At 72.3% G+C, this 14,693-nt stretch carries 14 protein-coding genes; 10 read left to right on the top strand and 4 right to left on the bottom strand.

All coding sequences use genetic code 11. The annotated features are described in order from the left end of the window. Nucleotides 1-121 precede the first annotated feature (121 nt). The 7 genes from ABZ860_RS41250 to ABZ860_RS41220 all read left to right on the top strand — a co-directional run bounded on the left by ABZ860_RS41250 (nt 122) and on the right by ABZ860_RS41220 (nt 7,021). Nucleotides 122-709 (top strand): YbhB/YbcL family Raf kinase inhibitor-like protein, encoded by a 588-nt coding sequence (locus ABZ860_RS41250; RefSeq protein ID WP_357231754.1) that lies wholly within the window; start codon nt 122-124, stop codon nt 707-709. Between the two features lie 491 nt (nt 710-1,200). Then, nucleotides 1,201-1,974, top strand: a complete 774-nt coding sequence (locus ABZ860_RS41245; protein ID WP_357231752.1) for an SDR family oxidoreductase — start codon at nt 1,201-1,203, stop codon at nt 1,972-1,974. 236 nt (nt 1,975-2,210) lie between these two features. Beyond that, entirely contained in the window at nt 2,211-3,374 is a 1,164-nt protein-coding gene (locus ABZ860_RS41240; protein ID WP_357231749.1) for an acyl-CoA dehydrogenase family protein, read from the top strand. Next, nucleotides 3,371-4,294, top strand: coding sequence for a MaoC family dehydratase N-terminal domain-containing protein (locus ABZ860_RS41235; RefSeq protein ID WP_357231746.1), 924 nt, complete (start codon nt 3,371-3,373; stop codon nt 4,292-4,294). The genes ABZ860_RS41240 and ABZ860_RS41235 overlap by 4 nt, the downstream gene beginning before the upstream one ends. Beyond that, nucleotides 4,294-5,415 (top strand): acyl-CoA dehydrogenase family protein, encoded by a 1,122-nt coding sequence (locus ABZ860_RS41230; RefSeq protein WP_357231743.1) that lies wholly within the window; start codon nt 4,294-4,296, stop codon nt 5,413-5,415. Before ABZ860_RS41235 ends, ABZ860_RS41230 begins: the two co-directional genes overlap by 1 nt. Further along, complete coding sequence (locus ABZ860_RS41225; RefSeq protein WP_357231740.1) at nt 5,412-5,837, top strand: MaoC family dehydratase; 426 nt, start codon at nt 5,412-5,414, stop codon at nt 5,835-5,837. The genes ABZ860_RS41230 and ABZ860_RS41225 overlap by 4 nt, the downstream gene beginning before the upstream one ends. Continuing rightward, nucleotides 5,834-7,021 carry a lipid-transfer protein gene (locus ABZ860_RS41220; protein ID WP_357231737.1) on the top strand — a complete coding sequence of 396 codons (1,188 nt, stop codon included), beginning with the start codon at nt 5,834-5,836 and terminating at the stop codon, nt 7,019-7,021. Before ABZ860_RS41225 ends, ABZ860_RS41220 begins: the two co-directional genes overlap by 4 nt. Nucleotides 7,022-7,073: 52 nt before the next feature. On the opposite strand, the gene ABZ860_RS41215 is transcribed toward ABZ860_RS41220, so the two are convergent. Beyond that, on the bottom strand, nt 7,074-7,841 hold the full coding sequence (locus tag ABZ860_RS41215; protein ID WP_357231734.1) for an SDR family oxidoreductase: 768 nt from the start codon (nt 7,839-7,841) through the stop codon (nt 7,074-7,076). Between the two features lie 125 nt (nt 7,842-7,966). Between ABZ860_RS41215 and ABZ860_RS41210 the strand changes: the two genes are divergently transcribed. Both ABZ860_RS41210 and ABZ860_RS41205 read left to right on the top strand, forming a co-directional pair. Beyond that, entirely contained in the window at nt 7,967-9,571 is a 1,605-nt protein-coding gene (locus tag ABZ860_RS41210; RefSeq protein WP_357231731.1) for a FadD3 family acyl-CoA ligase, read from the top strand. Nucleotides 9,572-9,829: 258 nt separating this feature from the next. Further along, nucleotides 9,830-11,131 carry a condensation domain-containing protein gene (locus tag ABZ860_RS41205; protein WP_357231728.1) on the top strand — a complete coding sequence of 434 codons (1,302 nt, stop codon included), beginning with the start codon at nt 9,830-9,832 and terminating at the stop codon, nt 11,129-11,131. On the opposite strand, the gene ABZ860_RS41200 is transcribed toward ABZ860_RS41205, so the two are convergent. After that, entirely contained in the window at nt 11,128-12,285 is a 1,158-nt protein-coding gene (locus ABZ860_RS41200) for a HAMP domain-containing sensor histidine kinase (protein ID WP_357231726.1), read from the bottom strand. The two genes, ABZ860_RS41205 and ABZ860_RS41200, sit on opposite strands and share 4 nt — an antisense overlap. After that, nucleotides 12,282-12,938: a response regulator transcription factor gene (locus ABZ860_RS41195; protein WP_357231723.1), complete on the bottom strand. Its 657-nt coding sequence runs from the start codon at nt 12,936-12,938 to the stop codon at nt 12,282-12,284. The genes ABZ860_RS41200 and ABZ860_RS41195 overlap by 4 nt, the downstream gene beginning before the upstream one ends. Before the next feature lie 205 nt (nt 12,939-13,143). On the opposite strand from ABZ860_RS41195, the gene ABZ860_RS41190 reads away from it, so the two are divergent. Further along, nucleotides 13,144-14,505, top strand: coding sequence for a phospholipid carrier-dependent glycosyltransferase (locus ABZ860_RS41190; protein ID WP_357231720.1), 1,362 nt, complete (start codon nt 13,144-13,146; stop codon nt 14,503-14,505). 3 nt (nt 14,506-14,508) lie between these two features. On the opposite strand, the gene ABZ860_RS41185 is transcribed toward ABZ860_RS41190, so the two are convergent. After that, a partial coding sequence (locus ABZ860_RS41185) for a hypothetical protein (protein ID WP_357231717.1) occupies nt 14,509-14,693 on the bottom strand: 185 nt, incomplete at its 5' end.

The following is a 14,693-nucleotide window of genomic DNA, read 5'->3' as shown; positions in this document are numbered from 1 at the left end:
TGGCAGAAGGGGCGTATCCCCAGGGTGGTACGCCGGGTACCAGGCTCCCGAGCGCCTGGCCACGCGCTGAGCCGGGGCGGAAGGGTGAAGAGCACATCCCGACACGCTGAGGAGAGCAGTCATGAAGCGCAAGTTCACCGCCCTGGCCGTCGCCGCCGTCACCGTGGCCGCCGCTGCCCAGACCGCCTCGGCGGCCACCACCGGGGCGCCCGGCTTCGGCTACCACAAGGTACGCGCCGGCATCCCCGCCCACGCCACCAGGTTCCATGTGGAAAGCCCAGACCTGGCCGCAGGCGTGTTCCCCGCCGAGGCCTACTCCAGCGGCTTCGGCTGCACCGGCCAGAACACCGCTCCCACGCTGACGTGGTCAGGCGCCCCGGCGGGGACCAGAAGCTTCGCGGTGACCATGTTCGACCGGGACGCCCCGACCGGCAGCGGCTTCTGGCATTGGGCGGTCCGCGGCATCCCGGCCTCCGCCACTTCGATCCCCAAGGACGTCACCACCGGGGCCAACGACACTGGCGCGGCGGGCTACCTGGGCCCGTGCCCGCCCGCGGGCGACCGCCCGCACCGCTACGACGTGACCGTCCTGGCGCTGGACGTGGCCGACGCGGGAGTCCCGCAGAATGCCACCCCTGCCCTGGCCTCCTTCGCCCTGTCCTCCCACGTCATCGGCTACGCTCGCATCACCGCAACCGCCAAGCGATGAGACTGTCTTCGCGGACAGCCGACGCGGGTAGAGAAGTCCGATTGAGATGGGCGCACTCGTTCAAGGCTCGCGGGATGCGGGCGGCGGTGCGTGGTGAGCGGCGGGTTGACGATCCGGGGGACGCTGCGCCGGCCAGACGGTGAGACCCACTGGGACGGTCAGGACGGGATTTAGGTCGATCCGGCCTCGGGTGAGGTGCTTCCGACGCGGGCTGACGCGCTGGATGAGCTGGGGCGGGCCGACAACGCGGAGCCGTTGCAGGTGGTGCGGTTCGGGCCGCAGATGGAGGCGCAAGGTGTACTCGCCGCGTCACGGGATGCCGACCGACGCATCCGGTACCTGAGCGAGTACGTCCCACTCAACCTTCCGCCGGCCCTGCGGGGGCGGGCCTCCCGGTGACCGGGACAGCACCCACGATGCCGTCACCCCGGCAGGCAGCCTGTTCCCAGTGAGCGAGACTGATCACTTTCACTGTGCCGCGTCACACCGGAATGGGAAGACGTATGGGAAGCCTGGACGGAAAAGTCGCGATCGTTACGGGAGCGGGCCAGGGCGTGGGTCAAGGCATCGCGCTCGCGCTCGCCTCGGAAGGCGTCGCCGTGGCCGTGCTCGGCCGCACCGCGGCGAAGCTGGAGACGACCTGCGAGCTGGTCCGCGAGCGCGGCGGGACGGCAGAGCCGTTCCAGTGCGACGTGACCGAGACCGATGCGATCCCCGCGGTGGTCGAGGCCGTCGTGACCCGGTTCGGCGGCGTGGACATCCTCGTCAACAACGCCTACACCGGCGCGTACGGCCCGCTGCTGTCGATGAGCGACGACGCGTTCCAGAAGGGCTTCCGCAGTGGCCCGTTCGCCGCCTTCGCGTTCATGAACGCCTGCCATCCCCACATGAAGGCGCGCGGCGGCGGCAGCATCGTCAACCTCGTCACCTCGGCCATGGTCCGCTGGGACCCCGCCACATATGGCGCGTACGCCGCGGCGAAGCAGGCATTGCGCTCGCTCACGCGGACGGCGGCCACCGAGTGGGGGCCGGACGGCATCCGCGCCAACTGCATCGCCCCGCACGCCCTGTCCCCAGGGCTGAAGCGGTGGACGGAGGCCTTCCCGGAGGAGGCGGAGGCGTTCCGCGCGACCATCCCCCTCGGTTACATCGGCGACTGCGAGCAGGACATCGGCCGCGCCGTGGTCGCGCTCGTGGGCCCGGACCTGCGCTACCTGACCGGCGCGACCGTGCCCCTCGACGGCGGGCAGGCCTTCTTCGGCTGAGCCGCCGCACCCCCGCACCACCCGCTGCCGTCTCCCGGTCAGCGGGAGTCGCCGGATCGACGGCGGTCCCGCTGACTAACGTCTGGACAGCATGAAGACCGGAGCGGAGGACTCCGATGACCGAAACCGCATCCAGGCCGGCATCCAGTGCGACACGTGCGTGACCGCGATCCACGGCGGCACTCACCGCCAACGGGCGCCTGCGCTTCCTCGGTCAGGCGTGAAGGAGAGCGGACATGAACCTGCGCGAGAGCCCCGAGCAGCGTGAGCTGCGCCGGGAGCTGAGGGAGTACTTCGCGGGCCTGTTGCCGGAGGACGAGCGACGCCGCGTCGGCGAGGAGGGCGTCGGCGGCCCCCGGTTCCGCGAGGTCGTACGGCGCCTCGGCGCCGACGGCCTGCTCGGCATCGGCTGGCCGGTCGAGTACGGCGGGCAGGGCCGGTCGATCGAGGAGCAGTACGTGTTCTTCGACGAGGTCCAGCGGGCCGGGCTGCCGTTCCCGTTCGTCACCGTCAACACGGTCGGCCCGACGCTGATGAGCCACGGGTCGCCCGAGCAGAGGAAGCGGTATCTGCCCGGCATCCTGTCCGGCGACGTGATCTTCGCGATCGGCTACACCGAGCCCGGCGCGGGCACCGACCTCGCCTCCCTCACCACCCGGGCGGTCAGGGACGGCGACGAGTGGGTGATCGACGGCAGCAAGATCTTCACCAGCGGCGCCAACACGGCCGACTACGTGTGGCTGGCCTGCCGTACCGACCCCGGCGCGCCCAGGCACACGGGCATCTCGATCCTCATCGTGCCGACGGACGCGCCCGGATTTTCCTGGAGCCCCATCCAGGCCGTGGGCGGGATGGTCGTGACGGCCACCTACTACAGCGGCGTACGGGTGCCGGCCGACGCGGTCGTCGGCGAGGTGAACGGCGGCTGGCGGCTCATCACCCACCAGCTCAACCACGAGCGGATCGGCCTGGCCGCGCTCGGCGGCCGGATGATCCAGCTCTGGGAGCAGGTCGTCTGCTGGGCGCGGGACAACGGCGCGATGGACCTGCCGTGGGTGCGGCGGGACCTCGCCCGCGCGTACGCCCGGCTGGAGGCGATGCGGCTGATGAACTGGAAGATGACCGACGCGGTCGCGCGTGACGCGCTGACGGGCGCGGACGCCGGGGCGGCCAAGGTCTACGGCACCGAGACCCACATCGACGTGCAGCGCACGCTGTCGGGGATCATCGGCGCGGGCGGGCGCGTCCGCCCCGAGTCGCCGGGCGCCGTGCTCGCCGGGCAGATCGAGCAGTTGTCGCGGCAGGGCATCGTCAACACCTTCGGCGGCGGCGTGAACGAGGTCCTGCGCGACATGGTCGCCACGCAGGGCCTCGGCCTTCCCCGGGCCGGTCGCCGATGACCGCCTACGAGGACTTCGCAGGACGCGAGATCGTCCCGCCGAGGGAGGGGCCCGACCCGGTGAACGTGCCCATGATCCGGCACTGGGCCGAGGCGATGGGCGACCGCAACCCCGTCTACCTGGACGACGAGGCCGCCCGCGCGACCGGCCGTCCCGGGATCGTCGCGCCCGCCTCGATGACGCAGGCGTGGACGATGCGCGGGTTCGCCGCGAGCGTCGCGAACGGTCAGGCGGCGGAGGAGCTGAACGCGCTGTTCGAAAAGGACGGCTTCACCTCGGTGGTGGCGACCGACTCGGAGTTCGAGTTCCGCCGCGAGCTGGTGGTCGGCGACCGTGTGAGCGTCCGGGAGGTCGTGGAGTCGATCTCCCCGGAGAAGAGCACGGCGCTGGGCGTGGGACGGTTCGTGACCACCGTGCGGACCTACACCGACCAGGACGGCGAGGTCGTCGCCGTGCAGCGCTGGCGCCTGCTGCGCTTCAGGCCGAAGAACCGCACACCCGAGCAGCGGGAGCCGAAGGCGCTGCGGCCGCGGCCCGCGATGAACCAGGACAACGCGTTCTGGTTCGAGGCGGCGCGTGAGCACCGGCTGGTGATCCAGCGCTGCGCCGGGTGCGCGACGCTGCGCCACCCGCCCGGCCCGTGCTGCCCCCACTGCGGTTCGTTCGAGTGGGACGTCGCCGAGGCGTCGGGCGGCGGGCACGTCTACAGCTACGTGGTCGCCCACCACCCCCGCCACCCGGCGTTCGAATATCCGCTGATCGTCGCGGTCGTGGAGCTCGACGAGGGCACACGGCTCGTCACCAACCTGGTCGGCGTGGAACCCGGTGGGGTCGAGATCGGCATGCCCGTCGTCCTCGACTGGCTGGACGCCGATCCCGACCTGTCACTTCCGGTGTTCCGCCCGCAGGAGAACAGCTGATGGACTTCACGCTGGACGAAGAGCTCGAGGCGGTGCGTGCCCTGGCGAACCGGATGTTCGCCGACCGCGCCACGACCGAGCGCGTACGCGAGGTGGAGGGCTCGCCGGGCCGCCTGGACGAGGAGCTGTTGGCGGAGCTGGGCAAGGCCGGCCTGCTCGGCATCGCGCTGCCGGAGGAGGCGGGCGGCGCCGGGCTCGGCCTGGGCGCGCTGTGCGTGCTGCTGGAGGAGCAGGGCCGCCACGTCGCCCCGGTGCCGCTGTGGCCGGCGGCCGTCGGCGCGCTCGCGGTCGCCGCGCACGGCACCCGCGAGCAGCGCGAGAGCCTGCTCCCCGCGGCGGTGGACGGCTCGTCCCGGCTCACCGTGGCGCTGGAGGAGTTCGGCCCGGCCGACCCGGCGGAGCCGGGCTGCGCGGCCCGCCCGGATGGGGCCCCCGGCAGGGACGGGTGGCGGCTGACCGGCGTCAAGGCGGTGGTCCCCTCGCCGTTCGGCGCGGCCCACGTGCTGGTCTCGGCGGCGGCAGAGGGAGTGCCGGGCCTGTTCCTGGTGGCCTCGGACGCGGAAGGCGTCTCCTGGGAGGCCGCGGAGACCACGACGCACGACCTCGCCGGCACCCTCACCCTGGACGACGCCCCGGCGCGGGCGGTCGGCACGCCGGGGGACGGCGCGGTCGCGTGGACGATCGAGCGGGCGGCGGTCGCGCTGGCGGCCGTGCTGCTCGGCGTGGCCCAGGGCGCGGTCCGGCACGCCGTGACCTACTTGTCCGAGCGCGAGCAGTTCGGCCGTCCGCTCGGCACCTTCCAGGCGGTGCAGCACCAGCTCGCCGACTGCTACATCGACGTCGACGCGATGCGCGTGTGCCTGTGGCAGGCGGTCGCCTCCCTGCAGGAAGGCGAGGACGCCGCGGCGGCCGTGCTCGTCGCCAAGTGGTGGGCCGGGGACGCCGGGCTGACCGTGGCGCACCGGGTGCAGCACGTCCACGGCGGCATCGGCGTCGACATCGGCTACCCGGTCCACCGGCACTTCCTGTGGGCCAGGCAGATCTCCGGCACGCTCGGCGGACCGAGCGCCGACCTCGCGAGGCTGGGCGCGCTGATCGCGGCGGGAAGGATCCCCCAATGAACCGGCGAACGTATGAGGAGGTGGCGGTGGGGGAGGAGCTGCCCGCGCTGCCGATCCCGCTGACCCGCACGCTCATCGTGGCGACCGCTATCGCCGGCCGCGACTACCAGGACGTCCACCACGACCCCGGCCTCGCGGCCGAGCGCGGGTCGAAGGACATCTTCATGAACATCCTCACCACGAACGGGCTCGTCGACCGGTACGTCACCGAATGGGCGGGCCCGGCCGCCGTCGTCAAGGCGATCAGGATCAGGCTCGGCGTGCCCAACTACCCCGGCGACACGATGACGCTGACCGGCACGGTCACCGCCAAGCACGACGAGGACCGCAGAGTCGAGATCGCCGTACGCGGCGATAACGGCCTGGGCGCCCACGTCACCGGCACCGTCGCCCTCCGGCTTCCCGCGAAGGAGGCGTCGTGAGCGGCCTTTCCGGCTCTCTTTCCGGCGCCGCCGCCATCGCCGGCATCGGCGCGACCGAGTTCTCCAAGGACTCCGGGCGCAGCGAGCTGCGGCTCGCCTGTGAGGCCGTGCTCGCGGCCGTCGCCGACGCCGGCCTGAGGCCGTCCGACGTGGACGGGATGGTGACGTTCACGGCCGACACGAACGCCGAGATCCACGTCGCCCGCAACACCGGTATGGGCGACCTGACGTTCTTCTCGCGCATCCCGCACGGCGGCGGCGCGGCCTGCGGCACCGTTCAGCAGGCGGCGCTGGCCGTCGCGGCCGGCCTCGCCGACGTCGTGGTCTGCTACCGGGCGTTCAACGAGCGGTCCGGGGTGCGTTACGGCCTCGGCCAGGCGGACCGGCCGGCCGAGACGGGGGCGGACGGCGCGGCGTACGCGTGGCTCACCCCGTTCGGCCTGTCGACGCCCGCCCAATGGGTGGCCGTGTTCGCCCGCCGCTACATGCACGAATACGGCGCGACCAGCGAGGACTTCGGCCGGGTCGCCGTGGTGGACCGCAGGCACGCCGCGAACAACCCGGCGGCCTGGTTCTACCAGCGGCCCATCACCCTGGAGGACCACCAGGCGTCGCGCTGGATCGCCGAGCCGCTGCACCTGCTGGACTGCTGCCAGGAGACCGACGGCGGGCAGGCGCTGGTCGTGGTCTCGGCCGAGCGGGCGCGCGACCTGCCGCACCCGCCCGCCGTCGTCCTCGGCGCGGCCCAGGGCTCGGGCGACGACCAGCACATGATGACGAGCTACTACCGCCCCCGCATCACCGGCATCCCCGAGATGGGGCTGGTCGGGCGGCAGTTGTACGCCCAAAGCGGCCTCGGCCCCGCCGACATGGACGCGGCGATCCTGTACGACCACTTCACGCCGCTGGTGCTGCCGCAACTGGAGGAGCTGGGCTTCTGCGCCCCCGGCGAGGCCAAGGACTTCGTCGCCGAGGGCAACCTCGAGCTCGGCGGGCGGCTGCCGTTCAACACCCACGGAGGCCAGCTCGGCGAGGCGTACCTGCACGGCATGAACGGCATCGCCGAGGCCGTCCGCCTGGTGCGGGGCACCAGCGTCAACCAGCCGGAAGGAGTGCGCCACGTGATCGTGACGGCGGGCACCGGGGTGCCCACCAGCGGCCTGGTGCTCGGAGCGGACCGATGAACGCCGGTGGCGGTGACGCTGCCGTCCTCCGCGATCCTCGGTCCCCGTTCGCTCAGCCGCCGGTCACCAGGTAGCGGGCCGGGACCTCGCCTCCGCCGTGCACCGGGACGTCCGCCCCGGTGAGGTAGGAGGCGAGGTCGCTCGCCAGGAAGAGGCAGGCGTTCGCCACGTCCTGCGGCACCGCCATCCTGCGCATCGGGATGACCTCCGACAGCGCCGCGCCGCCGTCCTCGCCGTACAGGGAGGCGGCGGCCTCGGTCCTGACGAGGCCGGTGGTGATGTGGTTGACCCGCACCTTCGGCGACCATTCCAGCGCCAGCGCCCTGGTGAGCATGAGCAGCCCGGCCTTGGCCGCCGAGTACGCCGCGGTGCCCGGCTGCGGGTCCACGCCCGAGACGCTGCCGATGTTGACGATCGACCCGCCGGTCTCCTGCTCGCGCATGACGAGGTTGGCCGGTTGGGCCACGTAGAACGGCGCGAGCAGGTTGAGGTCGACGATCCGCTCGACGAACCGCGGCGAGACCGTCGCCGCGTCGGCGTTCGGCGATCCTCCGGCGTTGTTGACCAGCACGTCGAGCCGGCCCAGGTGATCCACGGTCTGCTCCACCAGCCGGGCCGCCTCCGCGGGGTCGCGGATGTCGGCGGCGATGAAGCGCGCGGCCCGGCCGCCCGCCGAGGGCGGCTTCTCCGGCTCGTTCCGCCCGCACACCACCACACCGGCGCCCGCGGCGAGGAACGCCTCGGCGATCACGAAGCCGATGCCCTTGGTCCCGCCGGTGACCAGCACCGCCCGGCCGTCGAAGTCCATCGTCACGTTCACCAGTTCCTCCCGGCTGTCGGATGACGCAGGGGAGGGTACGGCCGCCCGCCCGCCGGTGGGGGAGAGGTACCGGCCAGCGGGACCACGCCTGACGGGCGGGGCCGGGACGGCCGACCATGACGGTCATGACCGAGAACGAGGCGCTGACGATCCCGGGAGTGCTGGAGCAGTCGGCCCGGGAGTTCCCGCGCACGGAGGCGGTGGTGGACGGCACGTCCCGTCTGACCTACGCGGAGCTGCACGCCCGGGTGCGCGAGGCGGCTCGCGGCTTTCTCGCGCTCGCCGTGGAGCCGGGGGAGCGGGTGGCGATCTGGGCTCCCAACAGCACGCGGTGGATCGTCACCGCCCTCGGCGCGTTGAGCGCCGGCGCCGTCGTGGTGCCGATCAACACCCGATACAAGGGCGAGGAGGCCCGCCGGCTGCTGGCGCACAGCCGCGCCCGTGTGCTGTTCACCGAGGACGGCTTCCTCGGCAACGGCTATCTCGCCATGCTCGGGGTCGCCGCTTCCGGCGTCGAGGGCCTGCCCACCCTCACCACGGTGGTGGCGTACGACGGCCCACGGCCGGGCGCGACGAGCTGGGACGACTTCCTCGCGGCGGGCGTGACGGCGCCGGGGGAGGCGGCCCGGGAACGCGCGGCGGCGGTGCGCCCGGACGACGTGGCCGACATCCTGTTCACCTCCGGCACCACCGGCAGGTCCAAGGGCGCGATGTGCACCCACCGGCAGAACGTCCGCACCTACCTCGCATGGAGCGCGCGGACCGGTCTGCGCCACGGCGACCGCTACCTGATCGTCAACCCGATGTTCCACACCTTCGGCTACAAGGCCGGGGTCTTCGCCTGCCTGCTCAGGGCCGCCACGATGGTGCTCCAGCCGGTGTTCGAGCCGGACGAGACGATGCGGCTGATCGAGGCCGAGAAGATCACCGTGCTGCCCGGCCCGCCGACCGTCTACGTCTCCATGCTCGACGCGCCCGGCCGCTCTCGCTACGACCTTTCGTCGCTGCGGCTCGCGGTCACCGGCGCCTCGGTCGTCCCGGTGGCGCTCGTACGCCGCCTGCGGGCCGAGCTGTTCCCCCAGGTCGTCACCGCGTACGGGCTGACCGAGTCGTGCGGCACGGTCACGGCGTGCTCGCTGGAGGACGACGACGTGACGGTCGCCACCACCTCCGGCCGCCCGATCGAGGGCGTGGAGGTGAAGGTGACCGGCCCGGACGGCGCGCCGGTGCCGGTGGGCCAGGACGGCGAGATCCTGGTGCGCGGGCACAACGTCATGATCGGCTACCTGGACGACGACGCGGCGACCGCGGCGGCGATCGTGGACGGCTGGCTGGTGACCGGCGACCGCGGCCGGCTCGACGAACGGGGCTACCTCACGATCACCGGCCGTTCGAAGGACATGTTCGTGGTCGGCGGCTTCAACGTGTACCCGGCCGAGATCGAGCAGGCGCTGGCCGCCCATGAGGGCGTCGCCGAGGCCGTGGTGATCGGCGTGCCGGACGCCCGCATGGGCGAGGTCGGCCGGGCCTACGTCGTGCCCCGCCCCGGCGCGGCGATCACCCCGGAGGCGCTGACGGCTCACTGCCGGGAACGGCTGGCCAACTTCAAGGTGCCACGCGAGTTCGTCCTCGTGGACGGCCTGCCGCGCAACGCCACCGGCAAGGTCGACAAGAGCGCGCTCGCGGTTCGGCCGCCCGCGCAAGGCGGTTCACTGCGAGTGTTTCCATAAACCGCCGTCCTCATTATCCGAATAAGGTCGGACCGGATGCGGCTGTATCGGACGAAGAAGTTTCCAGATTGTCAAACTCCGAGGCGGAACGCCCCCTGGTGCTATCCGCCACGTGCGGGAATCGCCTGTCGTCCCGGCCCAGTGGCATGGGGCCGCGGCGAACGGCGATAGAAGATATTGACCGGCCCAGAGGCGAAACCTAGCCTTCGTGGGAGCGTTCCCACGTCCCGCCCGCGAAATATTCCGCGAAGGAGAGTCATGCGGCTGTTGGTGGATTTTGCCGCCAATCGTTCCGGTAGCACGGAGCTCGCGTGGGGACAACGGGACATCTGGGGCGCCATCCACGAGGTGGGGCCGGACAGCGCGCACTATTTCAACGTGCCCCGGCTCCTCGCCGTCCCGCGCGCGGGCGGCCCGCGCCGCCCCGAGGTCGTGGCGGCCGCCCTGAAAGAGGTGATAAGCCGGCACGACGCGCTGCGATCCCTGGTGCGGATCGGCGCGGCCGGGCCGTACCAGGAGGTCGCGGCGGCCGGGACCGTTTCGGTCGAGCTGGTCGAGGCGGCACGCGGCGACGCGGACGATGCCGCGGCGGATCTCGTCGCCCGCATGGCCGCTCGAGCCTTCGACGACGGCGAGCAGCCGCTGCGCGCCGGCTTCGTGGTCTGCGACGGCGCCGCCACCCATGTGGCTCTCGTGCTCAACCACGTCGTCGCGGACTGGCGAGCGGCCGACGTCGTGGTGCGCGACCTGCGGATGCTGCTGCTCCGCGGAACGATCGCGCGACCCCCGTCGTCGCAGTTGCTCGACCTGGTGCGAGAGGAGGAGGCGGCGTCGGCCCGCTCGGACCGGGTGATCGCGCAGTGGGAGGCGCTGCTCCGGACCGTGCCGTCCGCCATGTTCCCGCATGTGGTCGGGGCGGGCGCGACGCCGAGGTACGCGCGGGCCGTGCTGTCCTCGCCCCGGCTCAACCACGCCGCTCAGGTGCTCGCCGGTCGTGCCCGCGTCAGCACCGCCACCGTCCTGCTGGTGGCGGTCGCCATGCTGCTGCGCGAGCTGACCGGGCACGAGGTGTGCGCGATCACCCCGATCGTGCACAACCGCTTCAGCGACCGGACCCGGGACCTGGTCACCAGCCTGAACCAGCTGGGGCTGTTCACCCTGGGCCCGTGCGGAAGTCTCCCCGAGACCCTCGTGACCGCGTACCCGGCGGTTCTCGCGTCCTACCGTCGCGCGCGCTTCGACTCGCTGGCCCTGAACGCGATGATCGACCGGATGAGCGCCGATCGGGGCGTCCCCATGTTCCCGTCGTGCTGCTTCAACGACCTGCGCCCCGGCGAGGACCCGGGCGGCAACGGCAGCGCGGACGGGGAGTCCGAGCTGGAGTGGCTCCCCGGCACGGACAGACGCAGTTGCGACTTCTGCGTGGCCCTCATGCGCTGGAAGGGAACGCTCGGCGTGGAGTTGAGCGCCGATACCACCCGCCTGCCCGAGGGCGAGATGGCCGCCCTGTTGCACCGGCTGGAGTCCTTCGTGGTCGGCGCGGCTCAGTCGTTCTCCTAGAAGGGGTCGACACAGCGCAGCTCGACGGCGAGGGTCAGGCCGCCCTCCTCCCGGGGGGTCGCGGTGACCACGCCGTCATGGGCGTCGGTGATCGCGCGTACGATCGACAGCCCGAGGCCGCTGCCGCGCTCTGACCGCAGTCGGTCGCCGTGCAGCCGCCGGAACGGCTCGAAGATCGTCTCGATCTCGTACGGTGGCACGGGCAGGCCGGTGTTGGCCACGATGAGCTCCACCCGGTCGGCCCGCCGCCGGGTGGACACCCACACCTCGCCGCCCGGGTGGTTGTGCCGGATCGCGTTCTCCACGAGGTTTTGCACCAGCCGCTCCACCAGTACAGGCTCGCCTGCCGTCGGCGCGGGGTCGAGCAGCCGGTGCACGGCCACCTGGGCCGCCTTCGCCTCCTCGGCCGCGGCGTCGAGCACGTGCTCGGTCACGTCGGTCAGGTCGAAGGGTCGCCGGTCGAGCACCTTCTGCTCGCCCTCGGCCAAGGCGAGCAGGCCGTCGATGAGCCGTTCGTGCCTGGCGTTGACCAGCAGCAGCGACTCACCGAGCCGTTTCACGTCCTCGCTCGCGTCGGCGCGCCGGACCGCCACGTCCACCAGCGTGCGGTTGATGGTCAGCGGGGTGCGCAGCTCGTGGGAGGCGTTGGCGACGAAGCGCCGCTGGCCGTCGAAGGAGCGGGCGAGGCGGCCAAGCACCGTGTCAACGATGTCGGCCAGCTCCTTGACCTCGTCGTCCGGGCCGTCGTGCGCGATGCGCTCGGTCAGGTCATGGCTCTGCGCGATCCGCCGCGCGCTCGCCGTCACCGACCGCATCGGCCGCAGCGTCCACCCGGCGGCGCGCCAGCCGAGCAGCGCCGCCAGCCCGCCCCCGGGAACGAGCGCGATCCCGCCCCCGACAAGCACGTTCTTGACCGCGTCGGCCTGGTAGACGCGCCTGACCTGCGCGACCCGCTGCTGGGCCACATAGTACTCGTGATGCCACGGTGAGTAGACGGCGCCGGCGACGCGGATCCACCGAGGCTGCCGCAGCCCGTCGCGGGGCTCCAGGCTCTGCCGTATGACGAAGGCGACGACCCCGACCAGAACGGCGCCGGCGAGGACGAACACCCCGCCGCAGGCGAGCGCGAACCGCAGCCGCAGGTTCTTCGTCACGGGATCCGATACCCCGCTCCCGTGACCGTCTCGATGACCGGCGGATCGCCGATCTTGCGGCGCAGCTTCGTCATCGTCGTACGCACGGTGTTGGTGAACGGGTCGATGTGCTCGTCCCATACCTTCTCCAGCAGCGTCTCGCTGGAGACCACCGCGCCGTCCGCGCGCAGCAACTCGGCCAGCACGCCGAACTCCTTGCGGGCGAGCGGCACATAGCGCCCGTCGCGAAAGGCCTGCCGGTGCGCCCAGTCGAGCCGGATGCCCGCCCGCTCCAGGATGGGCGGGTCGGCGGGCCGCACCCGGCGGCCCAGCGCGTGCACCCGGGCCACCAGCTCCTCGAACGCGAACGGCTTGGGCAGGTAGTCGTCGGCGCCCAGCGACAGCCCCTCCACCCGCGAGCGCACGTCGCCGGCGGCCGTCAGCATCAGCACGCGGACGTGCGCGGCCCCGGCCACCACCGCCCGGCACACGTCGTCGCCGTGCGTCCCCGGCAGGTCCCGGTCGAGGATCAGCACGTCGTAGTCGTGGACGCGCACCCGCTCAAGCGCACCGTCGCCGTCGTAGGCGACGTCCACGGCGAGCGCCTCCTCCCGGAAGCCCTCGGCGATCGAGTCGGCGAGCATGCGCTCGTCTTCCGCGACCAGCACCCGCATCAAAGCCCCCTTCACCCGTCGAAACCGCCCCAGGCTGCCAGGAGAGGCATAACCGGGACGTAACCGAATCAGGTGACGGCGAGTTTATCGATCTTTCGCTGGAGTGTCCGGGCGTCGCCGGGGAGCCGCCCCGGCCCGGACCGGGGGATCGTCCATGCTCACTTCGACACCCGCCCTACGGGCAGCGCCTCCCGGGCGCGCCCGCGTGAAACGTGTGGTGACCGAGGGCCACTGCCTGTTCGCCGCCATGATCGCCGGGGCGGCAGTCTTGCGCGTCGTCGTCATGGCGGCCTACGGCACCGCGCAGCTCTACTGGTACGACTCCTTCACCTATCTCGATACGGCCGTCCACCTGAAGCCGGGCGGGGCCTTCCACCCCGCCGGATACTCCTTCTTCCTGCGACTGCTGTGGCCGTTCCACAGCGTGGAGCTGGTGGCCGGCCTGCAGCACGCCATGGGCCTGGGCACCGCCGTGATGATCTACGCGTTGCTGCGCCGCCACCGGCTGCCCGCCTGGGGCGCCACCCTGGCCACACTGCCCGTGCTGTTCGACCCGGCCTTCGTCCGCCTCGAGCACGCCGTGCTCTCCGACACCCAGCTGATCTTCCTCGTCGTCGCCGCCCTGACCGTCGTCATGTGGCGGGCGAAACCGCCCGTGCGGGCGGCCGTCGCCGCGGGGGCCTTACTCGCGCTGGCCGGGCTCACCCGGACCGCCGCCGTGCCGCTGCTCGGCCTGGTCCTGCTGTATCTGGTGGTGCGGCGGGCGGGGGTGAGGCAGGTGGCCGCGCTCGCCCTCGCCGGGATGCTGCCGCTGGCGGCCTACGCGGGCTGGTATCAGGCCCACCACGGACGCTTCGCGCTCAGCGGCTCCGACGGGGTGGCGCTGTGGGCGCGGACGATGACGTTCGCCGACTGCGCGGTCATCAGGCCGCCCGCCGACGAGGCGAAGCTGTGCCCGAACGGCACCGTCGTTGACGCCGCCTCCGAGTACGTGTGGGCGCCGGGCGCCTCGCTCAACCTGCTGCCCGGCGACCGCTTCTCCCACAACGACCTGGCCCGCCGGTTCGCGCTGCGCGCCATCGCGGCGCAGCCTGTCGACTACCTGCGCGAGGTGGCGCACGACGCCTCGCTCGCCTTCGCCGTCACTCCCGTACGGCACCCGGCGCGTGTGTCCCCGGCGCTGTCGTTTCCCGTCGGCTCCTGGCCGCTGCCCTCCTTCCCGCTCATCGAGACCGTGCGCGGAGAGTACGACCCCGCCATTCGCGGCATGTCGTCGGTTGAGCCGTACGCGTCATTGCTCGGCGCGTATCGCTACCCGGGGCTCCTGCACGGGCCGCTGTTCGGCGTGGCCCTGCTGCTCGGCGGTATCGGCGCGATCGGCCGGCGCCGGGCGGCGCTGTTGCCATGGGCGGCGGCCGCCTTACTGTTCCTCGGCCCGATCGCCGCACTCGACTTCGACCACCGCTACGTGCTGCCCGCCGTCCCGGTGGCCTGCGCCGCGGCAGCGCTGGGCATACGAAGTCTGGCTGCGGCGGGCTTACGCCGCCTCCGCAGCGCAGCCGTCTGACCGTCACCGACCCACGCCATCCGTGGCCCGCTGAATTCGCAGTCGCCTGATATGCGTCGGCTGGTAGGTGAAGGCCCAGCGGTCGGTGCCGGTTTTGCGGCGGGTGTAGCGGTCGGGGTGGCGGTAGCGGTCGCGGTTGTGGAACTGGCAGGCGGGGCCGAGCAGGTTCAGGTCGGTGAGGCCGCCGG

The organism is Microbispora sp. NPDC046973 (assembly GCF_040644495.1).
Lineage (GTDB): Bacteria > Actinomycetota > Actinomycetes > Streptosporangiales > Streptosporangiaceae > Microbispora.
This window is presented reverse-complemented; position numbering and strand designations above follow the sequence as displayed.

Bases quoted from the DNA above. Each gene is read 5' to 3' on its own strand.
- ABZ860_RS41250 (WP_357231754.1), top strand. From the start codon at position 122: ATGAAGCGCAAGTTCACCGCCCTGGCCGTCGCCGCCGTCACCGTGGCC.
- ABZ860_RS41245 (WP_357231752.1), top strand. From the start codon at position 1,201: ATGGGAAGACGTATGGGAAGCCTGGACGGAAAAGTCGCGATCGTTACG.
- ABZ860_RS41240 (WP_357231749.1), top strand. From the start codon at position 2,211: ATGAACCTGCGCGAGAGCCCCGAGCAGCGTGAGCTGCGCCGGGAGCTG.
- ABZ860_RS41235 (WP_357231746.1), top strand. From the start codon at position 3,371: ATGACCGCCTACGAGGACTTCGCAGGACGCGAGATCGTCCCGCCGAGG.
- ABZ860_RS41230 (WP_357231743.1), top strand. From the start codon at position 4,294: ATGGACTTCACGCTGGACGAAGAGCTCGAGGCGGTGCGTGCCCTGGCG.
- ABZ860_RS41225 (WP_357231740.1), top strand. From the start codon at position 5,412: ATGAACCGGCGAACGTATGAGGAGGTGGCGGTGGGGGAGGAGCTGCCC.
- ABZ860_RS41210 (WP_357231731.1), top strand. From the start codon at position 7,967: ATGACCGAGAACGAGGCGCTGACGATCCCGGGAGTGCTGGAGCAGTCG.
- ABZ860_RS41205 (WP_357231728.1), top strand. From the start codon at position 9,830: ATGCGGCTGTTGGTGGATTTTGCCGCCAATCGTTCCGGTAGCACGGAG.
- ABZ860_RS41195 (WP_357231723.1), bottom strand. From the start codon at position 12,938: ATGCGGGTGCTGGTCGCGGAAGACGAGCGCATGCTCGCCGACTCGATC.